The organism is Mesorhizobium sp. ANAO-SY3R2 (genome assembly GCF_042466635.1).
Taxonomy (GTDB): domain Bacteria; phylum Pseudomonadota; class Alphaproteobacteria; order Rhizobiales; family Rhizobiaceae; genus Aminobacter.
The window spans coordinates 3545074-3559277 of the sequence record NZ_CP159955.1; the positions used below are offsets into that span (position 1 = coordinate 3545074).

Annotated in this window: 13 protein-coding genes; 3 read left to right on the plus strand and 10 right to left on the minus strand. The window is 64.5% G+C overall.

Annotated elements, in window-relative coordinates:
* Nucleotides 1-3: 3 nt before the first annotated feature.
* Both ABSY17_RS21975 and cysG read right to left on the minus strand, forming a co-directional pair.
* A complete protein-coding gene (locus tag ABSY17_RS21975) occupies nt 4-309 on the minus strand; it encodes a DUF2849 domain-containing protein (RefSeq protein ID WP_378945498.1) in 306 nt (101 codons plus the stop codon).
* Nucleotides 306-1757, minus strand: a complete 1452-nt coding sequence (gene cysG / locus ABSY17_RS21980; protein WP_378945500.1) for a siroheme synthase CysG — start codon at nt 1755-1757, stop codon at nt 306-308. The genes ABSY17_RS21975 and cysG overlap by 4 nt, the downstream gene beginning before the upstream one ends.
* Before the next feature lie 464 nt (nt 1758-2221).
* Here cysG and ABSY17_RS21985 point away from each other — a divergent pair, with 464 nt between their 5' ends.
* Nucleotides 2222-2671, plus strand: a complete 450-nt coding sequence (locus tag ABSY17_RS21985) for a host attachment protein (RefSeq protein WP_378945503.1) — start codon at nt 2222-2224, stop codon at nt 2669-2671.
* Between the two features lie 46 nt (nt 2672-2717).
* On the opposite strand, the gene ABSY17_RS21990 is transcribed toward ABSY17_RS21985, so the two are convergent.
* The 7 genes from ABSY17_RS21990 to ABSY17_RS22020 all read right to left on the minus strand — a co-directional run bounded on the left by ABSY17_RS21990 (nt 2718) and on the right by ABSY17_RS22020 (nt 9405).
* Nucleotides 2718-4937 carry a transglycosylase domain-containing protein gene (locus ABSY17_RS21990; protein ID WP_378945506.1) on the minus strand — a complete coding sequence of 740 codons (2220 nt, stop codon included), beginning with the start codon at nt 4935-4937 and terminating at the stop codon, nt 2718-2720.
* Between the two features lie 140 nt (nt 4938-5077).
* Nucleotides 5078-5278 carry a hypothetical protein gene (locus ABSY17_RS21995; protein WP_378945509.1) on the minus strand — a complete coding sequence of 67 codons (201 nt, stop codon included), beginning with the start codon at nt 5276-5278 and terminating at the stop codon, nt 5078-5080.
* A 77-nt stretch (nt 5279-5355) separates the two neighbouring features.
* The gene (locus ABSY17_RS22000) at nt 5356-6462 is read right to left on the minus strand and encodes a helix-turn-helix domain-containing protein (RefSeq protein ID WP_378945511.1); all 1107 of its coding nucleotides are present in this window, start codon (nt 6460-6462) and stop codon (nt 5356-5358) included.
* Nucleotides 6463-6633: 171 nt separating this feature from the next.
* Nucleotides 6634-6885, minus strand: coding sequence for a hypothetical protein (locus ABSY17_RS22005; RefSeq protein WP_378945514.1), 252 nt, complete (start codon nt 6883-6885; stop codon nt 6634-6636).
* A gap of 66 nt (nt 6886-6951) precedes the next feature.
* The gene (locus ABSY17_RS22010; protein WP_378945517.1) at nt 6952-7251 is read right to left on the minus strand and encodes a hypothetical protein; all 300 of its coding nucleotides are present in this window, start codon (nt 7249-7251) and stop codon (nt 6952-6954) included.
* A gap of 81 nt (nt 7252-7332) precedes the next feature.
* On the minus strand, nt 7333-7950 hold the full coding sequence (locus ABSY17_RS22015) for a ribonuclease D (protein WP_378945519.1): 618 nt from the start codon (nt 7948-7950) through the stop codon (nt 7333-7335).
* Nucleotides 7951-8016: 66 nt separating this feature from the next.
* Nucleotides 8017-9405: a dipeptidase gene (locus tag ABSY17_RS22020; protein ID WP_378945522.1), complete on the minus strand. Its 1389-nt coding sequence runs from the start codon at nt 9403-9405 to the stop codon at nt 8017-8019.
* A 422-nt stretch (nt 9406-9827) separates the two neighbouring features.
* Between ABSY17_RS22020 and polA the strand changes: the two genes are divergently transcribed.
* Complete coding sequence (gene polA, locus ABSY17_RS22025) at nt 9828-12806, plus strand: DNA polymerase I (protein WP_378945525.1); 2979 nt, start codon at nt 9828-9830, stop codon at nt 12804-12806.
* A 1-nt stretch (nt 12807) separates the two neighbouring features.
* The gene (locus ABSY17_RS22030; RefSeq protein WP_378945527.1) at nt 12808-13437 is read left to right on the plus strand and encodes a LysE family translocator; all 630 of its coding nucleotides are present in this window, start codon (nt 12808-12810) and stop codon (nt 13435-13437) included.
* 98 nt (nt 13438-13535) lie between these two features.
* Here the strand turns inward: ABSY17_RS22030 and ABSY17_RS22035 are convergent, their stop codons facing one another.
* Nucleotides 13536-13949, minus strand: coding sequence for a Fur family transcriptional regulator (locus ABSY17_RS22035; protein WP_378945529.1), 414 nt, complete (start codon nt 13947-13949; stop codon nt 13536-13538).
* Nucleotides 13950-14204: the final 255 nt, after the last annotated feature.

Sequence of the window (14204 nt, forward strand, 5' to 3'; positions counted from 1 at the left end):
TCTTCAGGCGGCGCCGGCGGCAGGCCGGGCCTGCTTGCCGAGGTCGAGGCGGTTTGTCGGGCCGGCTGCGCGGATCACCTCGCGCAGACGCAACGGCTGGATGACGCCCCCGACGACGGCGACGTCGATCAGGTTGACGTCGACCACTTCGTTGTTGTCATGCGCGGCCTTGCCGATGGCTTCGAGCCGCGCCTCGCCGAGCTTGTCGGAGACGATGTCGGCGCCGTCGATGGTCTCGGCCCAGGTGCTGGCAGCGGAGAACCACACGGCCTCGCCGTCGATCAGCCGGTTGGCGGTCAGGATCTTCATGCCCCTTGTCCTTCCATGGCGGCGATCGCCGCCTCGTGATGCCTAAGCGCCGCAAGCGGCTCGGAAAGTTCGAAATTGGCCCCCGCCACCGCATCGCCGATGATCGTCATCACTGGGCCGGTCAGGTCGCCGCGCGCTTCGAGCGACGGCAGGTCAGCGAGCGTTCCATGGAAACGGCGGCGGTTTTTCAGGCTGGCGTTCTCGACGACGGCAACCGCCGTATCGGGCGAGAGCCCCGCATCGATGAGGCGACCAGCGACATCGGCGGCGACCGAACGGCCCATGTAGACGGCAACCGTCGCGCCCGAGATGGCAAGCCTGGCCCAGTCCGGTAGCGAGCCGCCCTTGAGGTCATGGCCTGTCGTGAAGACCATCGAAGAGCTCACGCCGCGCAACGTCAGCGGCAGCTCGAAATCGGCGGCGGCGGCAAAGGCGGAGGTCACGCCCGGCACTACTTCGTAGGAGACGCCGGCATCGCGCATCGCCTGCATCTCTTCGCCGGCACGGCCGAAGACCAGCGGGTCGCCCGACTTGAGGCGCACGACGCGCTTGCCGGCCTGCGCCAGTTGCACCAGCAGGTCATTGATCTCGGACTGCGTCTTGGAGTGGCAGCCCTTGCGCTTGCCGACCGACAGGCGCTTGGCGTCGCGGCGGCCCATTGATATGACCGCCTCGGGCACCAGTGCATCATGGACGATGACATCGGCTTCCATCAGCAGGCGATGGGCGCGCAGCGTCAAGAGATCCTCGGCACCGGGGCCGGCGCCGACCAGCGCGACGTGGCCCCTGACAGCGCCGCCGTTCAGCAGCAGCTCCGTCGCCGCATCATGCGCCTCGGCAAGCCGGCCTCTCGCCAGCGCACGTGCCGGAACACCCTCGAAAAATTCGCGCCAAAAGCCGCGGCGCACCTCGCCCCTGGGCAAGAGCCGCTCGACCGCACTGCGGAAGCTGGCGCTAAGCGTTGCCAATGCCCCAATCTGCGGCGACAGCATCTGATCGATGCGGGCGCGGATCATCTGGGCGAGCACCGGCCCCGCACCTTCGGTGCCGATGGCGACGGCCACCGGCGCACGGTTAACCAGTGCCGGGGTGAAGAAATCGCACAATTCGGGCCGGTCGACCGCGTTGACGGCGACGCTGAGCCGACGGGCGTCCCCGGCGATGCGGCGGTCGAGTTCTACGTCTCCAGTAGCGGCAAACACCAGCACCGCACCTTCGATCAACGATGCTTCATAGGCGGCATGGATGCGGACAGCACCATGAGCGGCGATCCAGTCGCGAAGCGCCGGTTCGGCATTATCGGCAATGATCCGTATTTCGGCACTCGATTGGCCGAGCAGGCGCGCCTTGGCGAGCGCTTCGTCGCCGCCGCCGACAATGGCCACGGCTTCGCCCTCGACCCGAAGGAAGATGGGAAAGGCGTTCAGCTTGGGCTGGGTATCGGTCATGGCACGCGGGCTCCGGAACACCCGCCATTTCTATCCCCCGTTGCCGCGCCTCAGAAGGAACGCACTCGCGCCGGCAAAGATGGCAGGCAATCGGTTTTCGCCTGGCTTTTGCGGCCAGGGAAAAATTTTCTTCCTCCGGCTCGAAACCACTTTTCCGCGCCGTTCGGGCCTTGCCTGAACGAGGACCTGCCAGATTGGACCCGGCACCACCCAGACATCATGAAATTCGCGGGCGAAAGCCAGTTAGGAAGTCCCGATCTCGGCAACCGATCCGAAGCGGGCAAGGGAGACCGCCGCCTGGTGCCCTGAGGGCCTTTCGCGACAACATTCTAATTTCTACTAATTTTATAGAAATTAAAGGAAACGCGGTTCCGGCTCATCCGGGAACAATCGGAGCACAGGCCGCGTTCTTCCATGTGCCGTCAGTCGGCGGCGACGCCAACCGGCCATGACAGGAGACCGAGATGACCGAGATCAGGCTGAAGCATGATATCTGGGTGATGGTGGCGGATGGCGAAAAGGCACTGTTCCTGAAGAACCAGGGCGACACCAAATTCCCCAACCTCGAGGTGGTGCGCGAACTGGAGCAGGAGAACCCGCCCACCCACGAACAGGGCACCGACCGGCCCGGCCGCTACGGCGAGGGCATGTCGGTCCGCCGTAGCGCAGTGGAGGAAACCGACTGGCACCGGATCGCCAAGGAGCGCTTTGCCGACGAGATCGCGGCACTTCTCTACAAATACGCCCACGCCGACGCGTTCAGCGAGCTCGTGCTCGTGGCGCCGCCGCTGGTGCTCGGCGAATTGCGCAAGAAGCTGCACAAGGAAGTCGACAGCAGGATTACTGCCGAAATTCCAAAGACGCTGACCAAACACACCATCTCCGAAATCGAAGAAATCCTGACTGCCGGCTGAACCGGCGGCAGCGTTCTCCATCAAGTGGCGCTGGAAGCGAAAAGCCCTACCTGCCCAGAATCACGTCGAGGATCGACGTTTCGCGTCGCTGGACCGGCCCGCCGACATCGGCCGGCGGCACCGGCCGGCGGATCGAGGCGGTCGGCGATTCCTGACGCGGTAAGACACCACCATTGCCCAGTGGGACGGCCGGGCGAGCCTGGCCGGCCGGCTGCGGTGCTTGGGGAAAGGCGTTCTCGCCGAGTGGCTGGTTTTCGACGGCAATTTCGGGTGCTGCGGGCTGCGACGTCCAGGAGCCGGGCAGTGCCGCCACCGGCACGCCCTCATGGGCTGCGACCATGAACTCGTGCCAGGCAAGTGCTGGCAGCGCACCGCCGGTGACCTTCTTCATCGGCTTGCCATCGTCGTTGCCGAACCACACGCCGGTGGTAAGGTTGGCAGTATAGCCGACGAACCATGCATCGCGCGAATTCTGGCTGGTGCCAGTCTTGCCGGCAGCCGGCCAGGCGAAAGCGGCTTTCTTGGCTGTGCCCTCCTCGACCGCGCCGGTCATCATGGCATTCATCATGCCGACGACTTCGGGGCTGATCACGCGCGGGCCGCCCCCGGCCGTGCTTTCGTAGAGCACCTTGCCATCAGCTGATGTCACCCGCCGGATCATGTGCACTTCGGGCCGGTAGCCGCCATTGGCGAAAGGCACATAGGCTGCCGTCAGTTCAAGCGGCGTCACCTCGGAGGTGCCGAGCGAGATGCTGACATTTGGCTGCAGATCGGACTCGATGCCCATGCGGTGCGCCGCCTCGACGACCGCATCGGGACCGACCTCCATGGCTAGCTGGGCCGCGACCGAGTTCAGCGACTTGGCCAGTGCGGTCTTGAGCGTGACACGGCCGAAATACTTGCCGTTGTAGTTCTCCGGTGTCCATTTGCCGATCTTGATCGGTGCGTCGTTGCGCATGCTATCGGGCGTGCGGCCCTGCTCCATGGCGGCCAGGAAGACGAAGGGCTTGAAGGCCGAGCCCGGCTGGCGCCGCGCCTCGGAGGCGCGGTCGAACTGGCTGGTCGAATAGTCGTAGCCGCCGACCATGGCACGTACCGCGCCTGAATTGTCGATCGACACCAGCGCGCCCTGGCTGACATTAAGCTTCTGGCCGTTCTCGTCGATCAGGCGACGGATCGACTTTTCGGCCAGGTCCTGCAAGGTCATGTCAACGGTCGTGTCGACGATGATGTCGGAGCGCACCTCGCCAATCAGGCCGGGCAGTTCCTCCATGACGCGGTCGGCGACGTAGTTTTCGGACCCGGTCCAGAAGGCGGCGGCGCGGGTCGCCGGCGCGCTCATCGCGCTCGCCAGTTCCTTCTCGCCGATCATGCCTTCCCCGCGCATGGCGCCGAGCACCAGCTGGGCGCGGGCCTCCGCCGCCTTGGGATCACGCGCCGGCGACAGCCGCGACGGCGCCTTGAGCAGACCCGCCAGCAGTGCCGCCTCGGCCAGTGAGACGTCGCGCGCGGACTTGCCGAAATAGCGTCTGGAGGCCGCTTCCACGCCGTAGGAGCCCGAGCCGAAATAGACCCGGTTGAGATACATTTCGAGGATCTGGTCCTTGGTGTGCTTCTGCTCCAGCCAGAAGGCCAAGAGCACTTCCTGCACCTTGCGCTCGAGCGTCCGGTCGGGCTTGAGGAACAGGTTCTTGGCGAGCTGCTGGGTCAGCGTCGAGCCGCCCTGGGTGAAGCGCCCGCTCAGCACGCGTTGCAACAGCGCGCGGGTGAGACCGATCGGATCGACGCCGAAATGCGAATAGAAGCGACGGTCCTCGATCGCCATGACCGCCTGGGGAATATAGGGCGACATCTCGTGCAGGCCGACTGCTTCGCCACCGGTCATGCCGCGATTGGCGATCAACCGGCCGTCGACGCCGACGACCTTGATGTTCGGCGAGCGGTCCGGGATTGCCCAGGTCGTGGCGCTCGGCATCTTGGCGCCGTAATAGATGACGATGCCGGCAGCGGCGATACCGCCCCAGATGGCCAGAACGAAGCACCAATAGACCAGCCGGCCGAACATGCCGAACATGCCGCGACGTTTCTTGCCCCGGCCCCGGCTGCGCTCCGGCGCGCGGGCCTTGGACGATTTGCGCTTCGCAGTCGATTTGCGGCGGCTGGGCACGACGCGATCTTCATCGCACACCGAAAAGACGTCGTCCTCCGCATGGTCCTGCGGTCCATCGAAACTGGGCTCGATGCGTCTGTCTCTCCGGTTCGCCATATCCGTCTGTCCGGCCCCCATGCCAATGGCGTTCCGGTTGGACAGTAAATGCGGCGATTTAAGGGGGCGTTAAGTGCAACCCTTTGTGTTCCCCGGTAAATCTGGAACAGAGTGCGATTGCAGAAGCCGCCGCCCGAAGCTCACGGCCCCATCGTCTTGCTGAGTTCGGTTGAAATGCGCGAGCGCAACATCTTGGCGATGTCGGTGTGCATGTGCAGGCGCACGCGCCCTCCGCGCACATCGACCAGTGTCAGCGCAACGCCATCCAGCTTGTCGTCGCGGGCCGGCTCGACCGCCGTGACCATGAATTCATGCGTATCTTTGTCGGATTTCTCGGCCATGGTCTCGCTCCCTGGCTAGAACCCCCGACAATACGCCCATTCCCGCGGATCGTCGCCGCCTGCAGCGCCGTTGGCGATCAAATCTGCAAATGTTGGAGGATCTCGCCTAGATGTGCCGTCTGGTTCATCATCGGCAGCATCAACCGCGCCGGCGTCGGCATGGTGCCTCCGGCCGCGGTGGCCCTGACGTCGCTCGGCGAGCAGCCGAACTCGTTGCGGAATGCCCGGCTGAAGGTCGCAGAATCGGAAAAGCACAGCCGTTCGGCAATCTGTCCGATGCTGCGCGCCATGGCCGGATCCGACAGTTCCTTGTGGGCGGCAAGAAGTCGCTGGCGCTGGATGTAACGCGCCACGCCGTGCAGGGGCTCGAACAGGACATACAGCCTGGAACGCGACAGCCCCAGCCGCCGGCAAATCATATCCGGCCCGAGTTCGGGGCAATAGAGTTCCTGATGGACCAACTGCCGCACGCGTTCGAGCATGGTCGCAGCGATCTGCCCCTGCGCCTCGGCGACACGATCGGAGGTCGGCGCCAGGCAGGCCGAGAGCATTGCCCGCATCGCCTCGACATAGCTCGGCATTTCGTCGGCCGAGACGGTCGACAGGCGCCGTTCGAATGAGATCAAAAAATCGGCAAGCAGGCCGCCCATGCCCGTCGGCTCCAGCGTGCCGGGATGCGCGTCGAGCACTCCGGCAATGGGGCGCAAGAGATCACGCGGAATGAACACCGTCGAAACGCTGGAATCGGCTGCTGCCCCTTCATAGGGGCGGCCAAGGGAGCGGATATGAACCTGACGCGGCGGAGCACCGGCGGCTTGCGCCGCATGCATGGCGCTTTCGGGTAGCACCAGGCACCAGTGGTCAAGCGGATCCTTGCGGATGTGCCGCCATTGGCGCGGCACCGGCCGTCCCGGCATGCGTGCCGACGTGAAGGCCAAGCTGCCGAGGTTCCACACCTTCTGCTCGAAGACGAAGCCCTGCCTGGCCTCCGGGCTCAGCGTGGCATCGAGCACCGAGGCGTGGAATGCTCGCCAGGCCTCGAACTGATGTTCGACCGGCAAGTCCCGGGTGTCGAACCGCAAGGATGGAATCGAGGTGGCGAGAGCTGCACTTTGCCCGAATCCGTCGCCCTTGACGGCCACTGCGCCAGCATAGTCCCGATCGCCCGCGCTCTCCAGATCCACCCTGCCCTCTCGGTCGGGACGGCCGGCCTCTGCGAAACGCTATGCCACGAATCAATCCGCCCTTCGTTGCACTCTAAGCCGACTTCTCGCGTAGATTGCAATTGTCCGTTGGGAGTATGTTGCGCTGCCGAAACGAGCCACAAAGCCCGCCGCCAACGCCATGTCGCCGGGCTATTCGTCCTCGTCGTCGTCATCGCCGGGGGCAGACCAGGAGTGCGGGTCGATGCGCTTCTGGGTGTCGCTGTCGACATAGGCCCACCAGCCCTCGTCGGTTTCGTCCCACTGCCCACCGGCCGCCTTGAGGCGCGCGAGCGAACGATATTGGGCGATCGACTCGTTTTCCTGCCCGTCACGATCAGTCCAGAAGACCATGACCTTGGAGCCGTCCTTCGGCGCGGTGGCGATGGGTCGCTTGGTAGCCATCCAGTTCCCCTATTGAGCTGCAAATACAGTCCGGCCCGACAGGCAACGCCGAACGGCGCAATCGGGTCAACGCCGGGCAATCAGGCTGACAAGCAGCCCCAGCAGCGCCACGCCGACAAGCGCAGTGGCGACCGGATTGTCGTGAGCGGCCTTGCGCGCGACACGCGCCTGCCTGCGCACAGCCGGCATCGCCTCTGCAATGCGGTCGTGAAATTCTTCGTAGAGTTCTGCAGCGCTTTCGCGCCCGTCGGCAAGTGCATTTGCGCTGCGCTTCGACATCGCCTTGGTCAGCGACGCCACCTGCCTGGTCAGATGGGCAACCTGATCTTCGAGTTCGGTTTTGATCTCATCGCGGGTCGAAGCCATCAGGTGCATCCTTTCTTCAAGCAATGCACCCAAAACGGCCAGCCGACCCTATCGTTCCATCATCAGGGCAAGGGCCAAGCCTCAGCTGTGGGCGAAAATGTCTTCTTCGTCCCAGCCCATCAGGTCAAGCTTGGCGCGCGTCGGCAGGAAGCGGAAGCAGGCTTCGGCCTCCCTGGTGCGACCCTCGCGTTCCAGCCGGCCGGCCAGAACGTCACGCAACCGATGCAGGTAGAGCACGTCGGAGGCCGCGTATTCGAGCTGCTCGGGAGACAGCGTTTCGGCGGCCCAGTCGGACGACTGCTGCTGCTTGGAAAGGCTGACGCCCAGAAGCTCGTTGCAGATGTCCTTGAGGCCGTGGCGGTCGGTGTAGGTGCGGGTCAGACGCGAGGCGATCTTGGTGCAGAACACCGGCTCAGCCATGACGCCAAAGGCGTTGTAGAGCACGGCGATGTCGAAGCGGCCGAAATGGAACAGCTTCGTCACCTTGCGGTTTTTCAGCAGAGCGGTGAGATTCGGCGCCTTCTTCTGCCCGGGCGCGATCTGGATGACATCGGCGGTGCCGTCGCCGGGTGAAATCTGGACGACGCAGAGCCGGTCGCGATGCGGGTTCAACCCGAGCGTCTCGGTGTCGATGGCAACGGCCTCGACATCATAGTGCTGGAGGTCGGGCAGGTCGTGCTTGTGGAAGCGGATGGTCATGGTCTTCTCCGATCGCGGCGTGCCTCTCACTCGCCGCGATCGGAGCAAAAATCAATAGAAACCTGACTATTTGCGGGTCAGGGCGTCGAGGATCCGCGCCCAGGAGCGCTGGCCCTTGTGGAACGAGGTGAGGTCATACTTCTCGTTCGGCGAATGGATGCGGTCGTCAGGCAGGGCAAAGCCGACCAGCAGCGATTCCATGCCGAGGAAGGTCTGGAAATCGCCGACGATCGGGATCGAGCCGCCCATGGCGAGCATCACGGCCTGCTTGCTCCACTCATCGGACAGCGCGTCCTTGGCCTTGGACAGGAACGGCGAGTCATAGGATAGCTGGATTGCCGGCGAGCCGCCATGCTCGTGGAATTCGACACTGCAGTCAGCCGGAATGCGCGCCTTGACGAACTCGCGGAAAGCGGCGCGGACCTTGTCCGGGTCCTGCTTGTGGACCAGGCGGAACGACACCTTCGCGGAAGCTTCCGCCGCAATCACCGTTTTGAAGCCCTGGCCGGTATAGCCGCCGATGATGCCGTTGAACTCGGCAGTCGGGCGCGCCCAGACCAGTTCGAGCACCGTGCGGCCCTTCTCGCCCGAGGGGATCGATAGGCCGATCTCGCCGAGGAAGTTTTCCGCCGTCTCGCCCAGCGCTTCCCACGACTTCAGGACCTGGGACGGGGTCTCCTCGACGCCGTCATAGAAGCCAGGAATGGTGACGCGGCCATTTTCGTCGTGGATGTCGGCGAGCACCTTGGCGAGGATGCGGACCGGATTGGCGGCCGCACCGCCATATTCGCCCGAATGCAGGTCGCGGCTGGCCGCCTTGACGGTGATTTCCTCGCCCACCAGCCCGCGCAGACCGACGCAGATGGCAGGCGTTTCGCGGTCCCACATGCCAGTATCGCAGACCATGGCGAAGTCGGCCTTGAGCTCTTCGGCATTGGCCTCGAGGAAGGGCTTGAGCGACGGCGAGCCGGACTCCTCCTCGCCCTCGAACAGCAGCGTGATCTCGCACGGCAGCGTGCCATGCACTTCCTTCCAGGCGCGGCACGCCTCGACGAACAGCATCAGCTGCCCCTTGTCGTCGGAGGAACCGCGGCCGGTGATGACCTTGCGGCCCGGCTCGATCTCCTTGATCTTGGGATCGAAGGGATCGTCTTCCCACAGGTTCAGCGGATCGACCGGCTGCACGTCGTAGTGGCCGTAAAACAGCACATGCGGCGTGCCGGCAGGCCCCTCGTGATGGGCGACGACCATCGGATGGCCCGGCGTGTCGCGGACGCTCGCCTCGAAGCCGATCGACTTGAGATCGGCGACCAGCCATTCGGCGGTCTTGCGGCAGTCGGCGGCGAAGGCCGGGTCGGTGGAGATCGACTTGATGCGGAGCAGGCCGAACAGGCGCTCCAGGGACTGGTCGAGATTCTTGTCGAGACGATCGAGAACGGGTGCAACAGCGGACATTTGGGTGCCTTTCGATTCTTCTGAGGCGCAAACTAGTGGCCGAAAGGCAAAACGAAAAGCCGGCAAGATTGGGCCAGCGGCCAACCCGAGGGTCCAGACAGCGATGCTGCCGACAAAAAAAGTGCCGCCGTGGTGGAGGGGTAGCCACGGCGGCACATCTTCAAACGGTGCGGCAGCCCGGAGAGGGGGATGAGGCTGCCGCAGGGTCCGGATAGGCGGGGGACGGGCCTGAGACCGGACTTCGGCAAAAACTGCCGATGACCGTTATTTGTAGCGGGGAACGTGGCGATTCAAGGGCACGAACATTACAGTTTTGTAACATGGGCGTGAACGGCTGGAATTGTCAGTTGGCTGGGGGCGAGCGGCCTCAAGCCGGACCTTCGCCATGGACAGTTTATCGGCTCCGCGCTACCCGTATCACCATGAAAAAAGGCGATCATCTCTTCCTTGTCGACGGCTCCGGCTACATCTTCCGCGCCTATCACGCGCTGCCGCCGCTGACCCGCAAATCAGACGGGCTGCCGACAAATGCCGTGCTCGGCTTCTGCAACATGGTGTGGAAGCTGATGCAGGACGCGCGCAACACCGATGTCGGGGTCACGCCCACCCATTTCGCTGTCATCTTCGACTATTCTTCGAAGACCTTCCGCAACGAGCTCTACCCCGAATACAAGGCCAACCGCTCGGCCCCGCCGGAGGACCTCGTCCCGCAGTTCGGGCTGATCCGCCATGCCACCAAGGCATTCGACCTCCCCTGCATCGAGATGGAAGGTTTTGAGGCCGACGACCTGATCGCCACCTATGCCCGCCTCGCCCGTGAGGCCGGCGCCGACACCACGATCATCTCGTCCGACAAGGACCTGATGCAGCTCGTCGGCGAGACCGTGTCGATGTACGACCCGATGAAGGACCGCGAGATCAACATTCCCGAGGTCATCGAAAAGTGGGGCGTGCCGCCCGAGAAGATGATCGACCTGCAGGCGCTGACCGGCGACTCGGTCGACAACGTGCCCGGCGTTCCCGGCATCGGGCCGAAGACGGCTGCGCAGTTGCTCGAACAGTTCGGCGATCTCGATACGCTGCTGGCACGGGCGTCCGAGATCAAGCAGGACAAGCGCCGCCAGACCATCATCGATAATGCCGACAAGGCGCGCATCTCGCGCGAGCTGGTACGGCTCAAGAACGACGTCGTGGTGGCGGAAGGCCTCGACCAGTTCGAGTTGCAGCCGCCGAACGGCCCCCGACTGATCTCCTTCCTCAAGGCGATGGAATTCACCACGCTGACGCGCCGCGTGGCCGAGGCAACCGGTACCGACGCCGGCGAGATTGAGCCGGCATCGGTGACCGTCGAACATGGCATCTTTGCCCATGGTCCTGATGTCGGCGCGGGTGCAGCTCCATCGGCGACGCCAGATGCTGCGGCGGCAGCAAAGACAGGCGCACAGGCAAGCGACGTCGCGGCAAGCGCGGTGGTAGCAGTGGCCGCGTCGGAAGGCGACACCCCCGCCGCCCTCGCCGCCCAGCGCGCCGAAGCGGCGGTGGCGGAGAAGATCGACACCAGCGCCTACATCGCCATCCGCGACCTCGCGACGCTGAAGGCCTGGGTGAATGAGGCCGCCGAGGCAGGCGTCGTTGCCTTCGACACCGAAACCACCTCGCTCGACCCGATGCAGGCCGAACTGGTCGGCTTCTCGCTCGCCACGGCGCCGGGCCGCGCCGCCTATGTGCCACTTGGCCACAAGAGCGGCCGCGACGACCTGCTCGGCGGCGGTCTGGTGGATAACCAGATCCCGGTGCGCGAGGCGATTGCCGCGCTCAAGCCGCTGCTCGAAGACGCCTCCGTGCTCAAGATCGCACAAAACCTGAAATACGACATGGTGGTGATGAACCGCTATGGCGTCGAGGTGAAGTCGTTCGACGACACCATGCTGTTGTCCTACGTGCTCGACGGCGGCACCAATGGCGGCCACGGCATGGATCCGCTGTCGGAGAAGTGGCTCAGCCACACGCCGATCGCCTTCAAGGACGTCGCCGGCTCCGGCAAGAATTTCGTCGGCTTCGACCAGGTCGATATCGACAGGGCCACCGCCTATGCCGCCGAAGATGCCGACGTGACGCTGAGGCTGTGGCGCGTGCTCAAGCCACGCCTCGCGGCAAAGGGCATGGTCTCCGTCTACGAGCGGCTGGAGCGGCCGCTTGTGCCGGTGCTCGCCCGCATGGAACAGCGCGGCATCTCCGTCGACCGGCAGATCCTTTCGCGTCTGTCGGGCGAGCTTGCCCAAGGTGCAGCCAGACTCGAGGACGAGATCAACACCCTGGCCGGCGAAAAATTCAACATCGGCTCGCCCAAGCAGCTCGGCGACATATTGTTCGGCCGCATGGGCCTGCCCGGCGGCACCAAGACCAAGACCGGACAGTGGTCGACCTCGGCGCAGGTGCTGGAAGACCTCGCAGCCGCCGGCCACGAACTGCCGCGCAAGATCGTCGACTGGCGTCAGCTGACCAAGCTCAAGTCCACCTATACCGACGCGCTGCCCGGCTTCATCAATCCGGAGACCAAGCGGGTCCACACCTCCTACGCGATGGCCGCCACCACCACCGGGCGGCTGTCGTCGTCCGACCCCAACCTGCAGAATATTCCGATCCGCACATCGGAAGGCCGCAAGATCCGCACCGCCTTCGTCGCCGACAAGGGCAACAAGCTGATCTCGGCCGACTACAGCCAGATCGAACTGCGCGTGCTTGCCCATGTCGCCGACATCGCCCAACTCAAGCAGGCCTTCGCCGATGGCGTGGACATTCACGCCATGACGGCGTCCGAGATGTTTTCGGTGCCGGTGGAAGGCATGCCGTCGGAGATACGCCGCCGCGCCAAGGCGATCAATTTCGGCATCATCTACGGCATCTCGGCCTTCGGGCTCGCCAACCAGCTGTCGATCCCGCGCGAGGAGGCCTCGGACTACATCAAGAAGTACCTCGAACGCTTCCCCGGCATCCGCGCCTATATGGAGGAGACCAAGGCGTTCTGCCGCGACAACGGCTACGTCGAGACCATCTTCGGCCGGCGCATCCACTATCCGGAGATCCGCTCGCCAAACGCGTCGGTGCGGGCCTTCAACGAACGCGCCTCGATCAATGCCCGCCTGCAGGGCACGGCCGCCGACATCATCCGCCGCGCCATGATCCGCATGGAGGGTGCACTCGCCGAGGCGAAGCTTTCGGCGCGCATGCTGCTGCAAGTCCACGACGAACTGATCTTCGAAACCGCAGAAAGCGAAGTCGAGGCGACCATTCCGGTCGTGCGCCACGTCATGGAGAATGCAGCGATGCCGGCGGTTTCGATGTCGGTGCCGCTACATGTCGATGCGCACGCCGCCGACAATTGGGACGAAGCGCACTGAAATGGAGCTGCCGACATCGTCGGACATGCCGGCGCTCATCACGTTTGCGTTCACCGCGCTGATCATCGAACTGACCCCGGGGCCGAACATGACCTATCTGGCCCTGGTATCGGCCGGCGAAGGCCGTCGCGCCGGCTTCGCCACGGTGGCCGGCATTGCGCTCGGCCTCGCCGTCCTGGGCGTGGTCGCAGCCCTCGGCGTCGCCGAACTGATCCAGGCCTCGGACCTGCTTTACGAACTCCTGCGCTGGGCCGGCGTGCTGTTCCTGCTGTTCCTTGCCTTCGAGGGCTGGAGGGGCGAAGCGGATGTTGCGGCCACGGCCAAGGATGCCGACCGCCGCTACTTCACGCGCGGGCTGCTGACGAACCTGCTCAATCCGAAGGCCGCGATCTTCTATGTCGCGGTGCTGCCGACCTTCGTCGTGACCGGCCAGCCCATGCTGCCGCAGACGACGGCGCTCACCGCCGTCTATGTGGCCGTGGCAACCGCCATCCACGCGCTGATCGTGGTGCTCGCCAGCCGGCTCGAACCGCTGCTCAACGACGCGCGCATCGAGAAGGTAACGCGGCGCGCGCTGTCGGCACTGCTGGCAGCGGTCGCGATCTGGTTCGCGTTCTCGACGGCGCGCTAGAGCGGCGGGCATTCTGACGAATGCAATTCCACCGCTCTACTCGTTTTCCTAGCCGCGTTTGTGCGACGCCAGACGATTCCGTCTGGCTGCAAAATGCTTTAGGCGGCGAGTGCTGAGCATTTCGCGCAGGTGCCGCGGAACTCGATGACCGCCTTCTTGGCGACGAAGCCGGTCGCGCCGACCCAGTCGTCGAGACGCTTGCCGATCAGCTCGTCGGAAATCTCAGTGACCTGGCCGCAGGTGTCGCAGATGGCGAATGCGGTCATGCGATGGTTGTGGTGGCTGTGGTCGTGCGGTTCGCAACAGGCAACGAAGGCGTTCAGGCTCTCGAGGCGGTGGACGAAACCATCCTTCATCAGTGCTTCGAGCGCGCGATAGACCTGCAGCGGCGCGCGAAAACCGTCGTCGCGCAGCTGGTCGAGCAGCATGTAGGCGCTGAGCGGCCCGCTCGCCGCTTCGAGTTTGTCCAGAACCTTCTGCTGGTTCTTTGTCAGCGTAGCCCGCGCCGCCATCCTTGCGCCTTCACCTTTCCCGCCAGAAGCCTCCGGCGATAGCACATCGCCTCAAGATGGCGATTGGCCCAGCGATTTGCTAGCGCGTACCGCCGACAAAGACAATGTCGGCGGTGGCCCGGCAGGAGCCCCCGGGATTGGGTCCTCTACCCCCACCCCTAACCCCTCCCCACAAGGGGGAGGGGGACGATTTCGCCGCCCAATTTCACTGAAGATCAGCGCCAGATGGCCCCGCCACTTTGGTCTCCCTCCCCC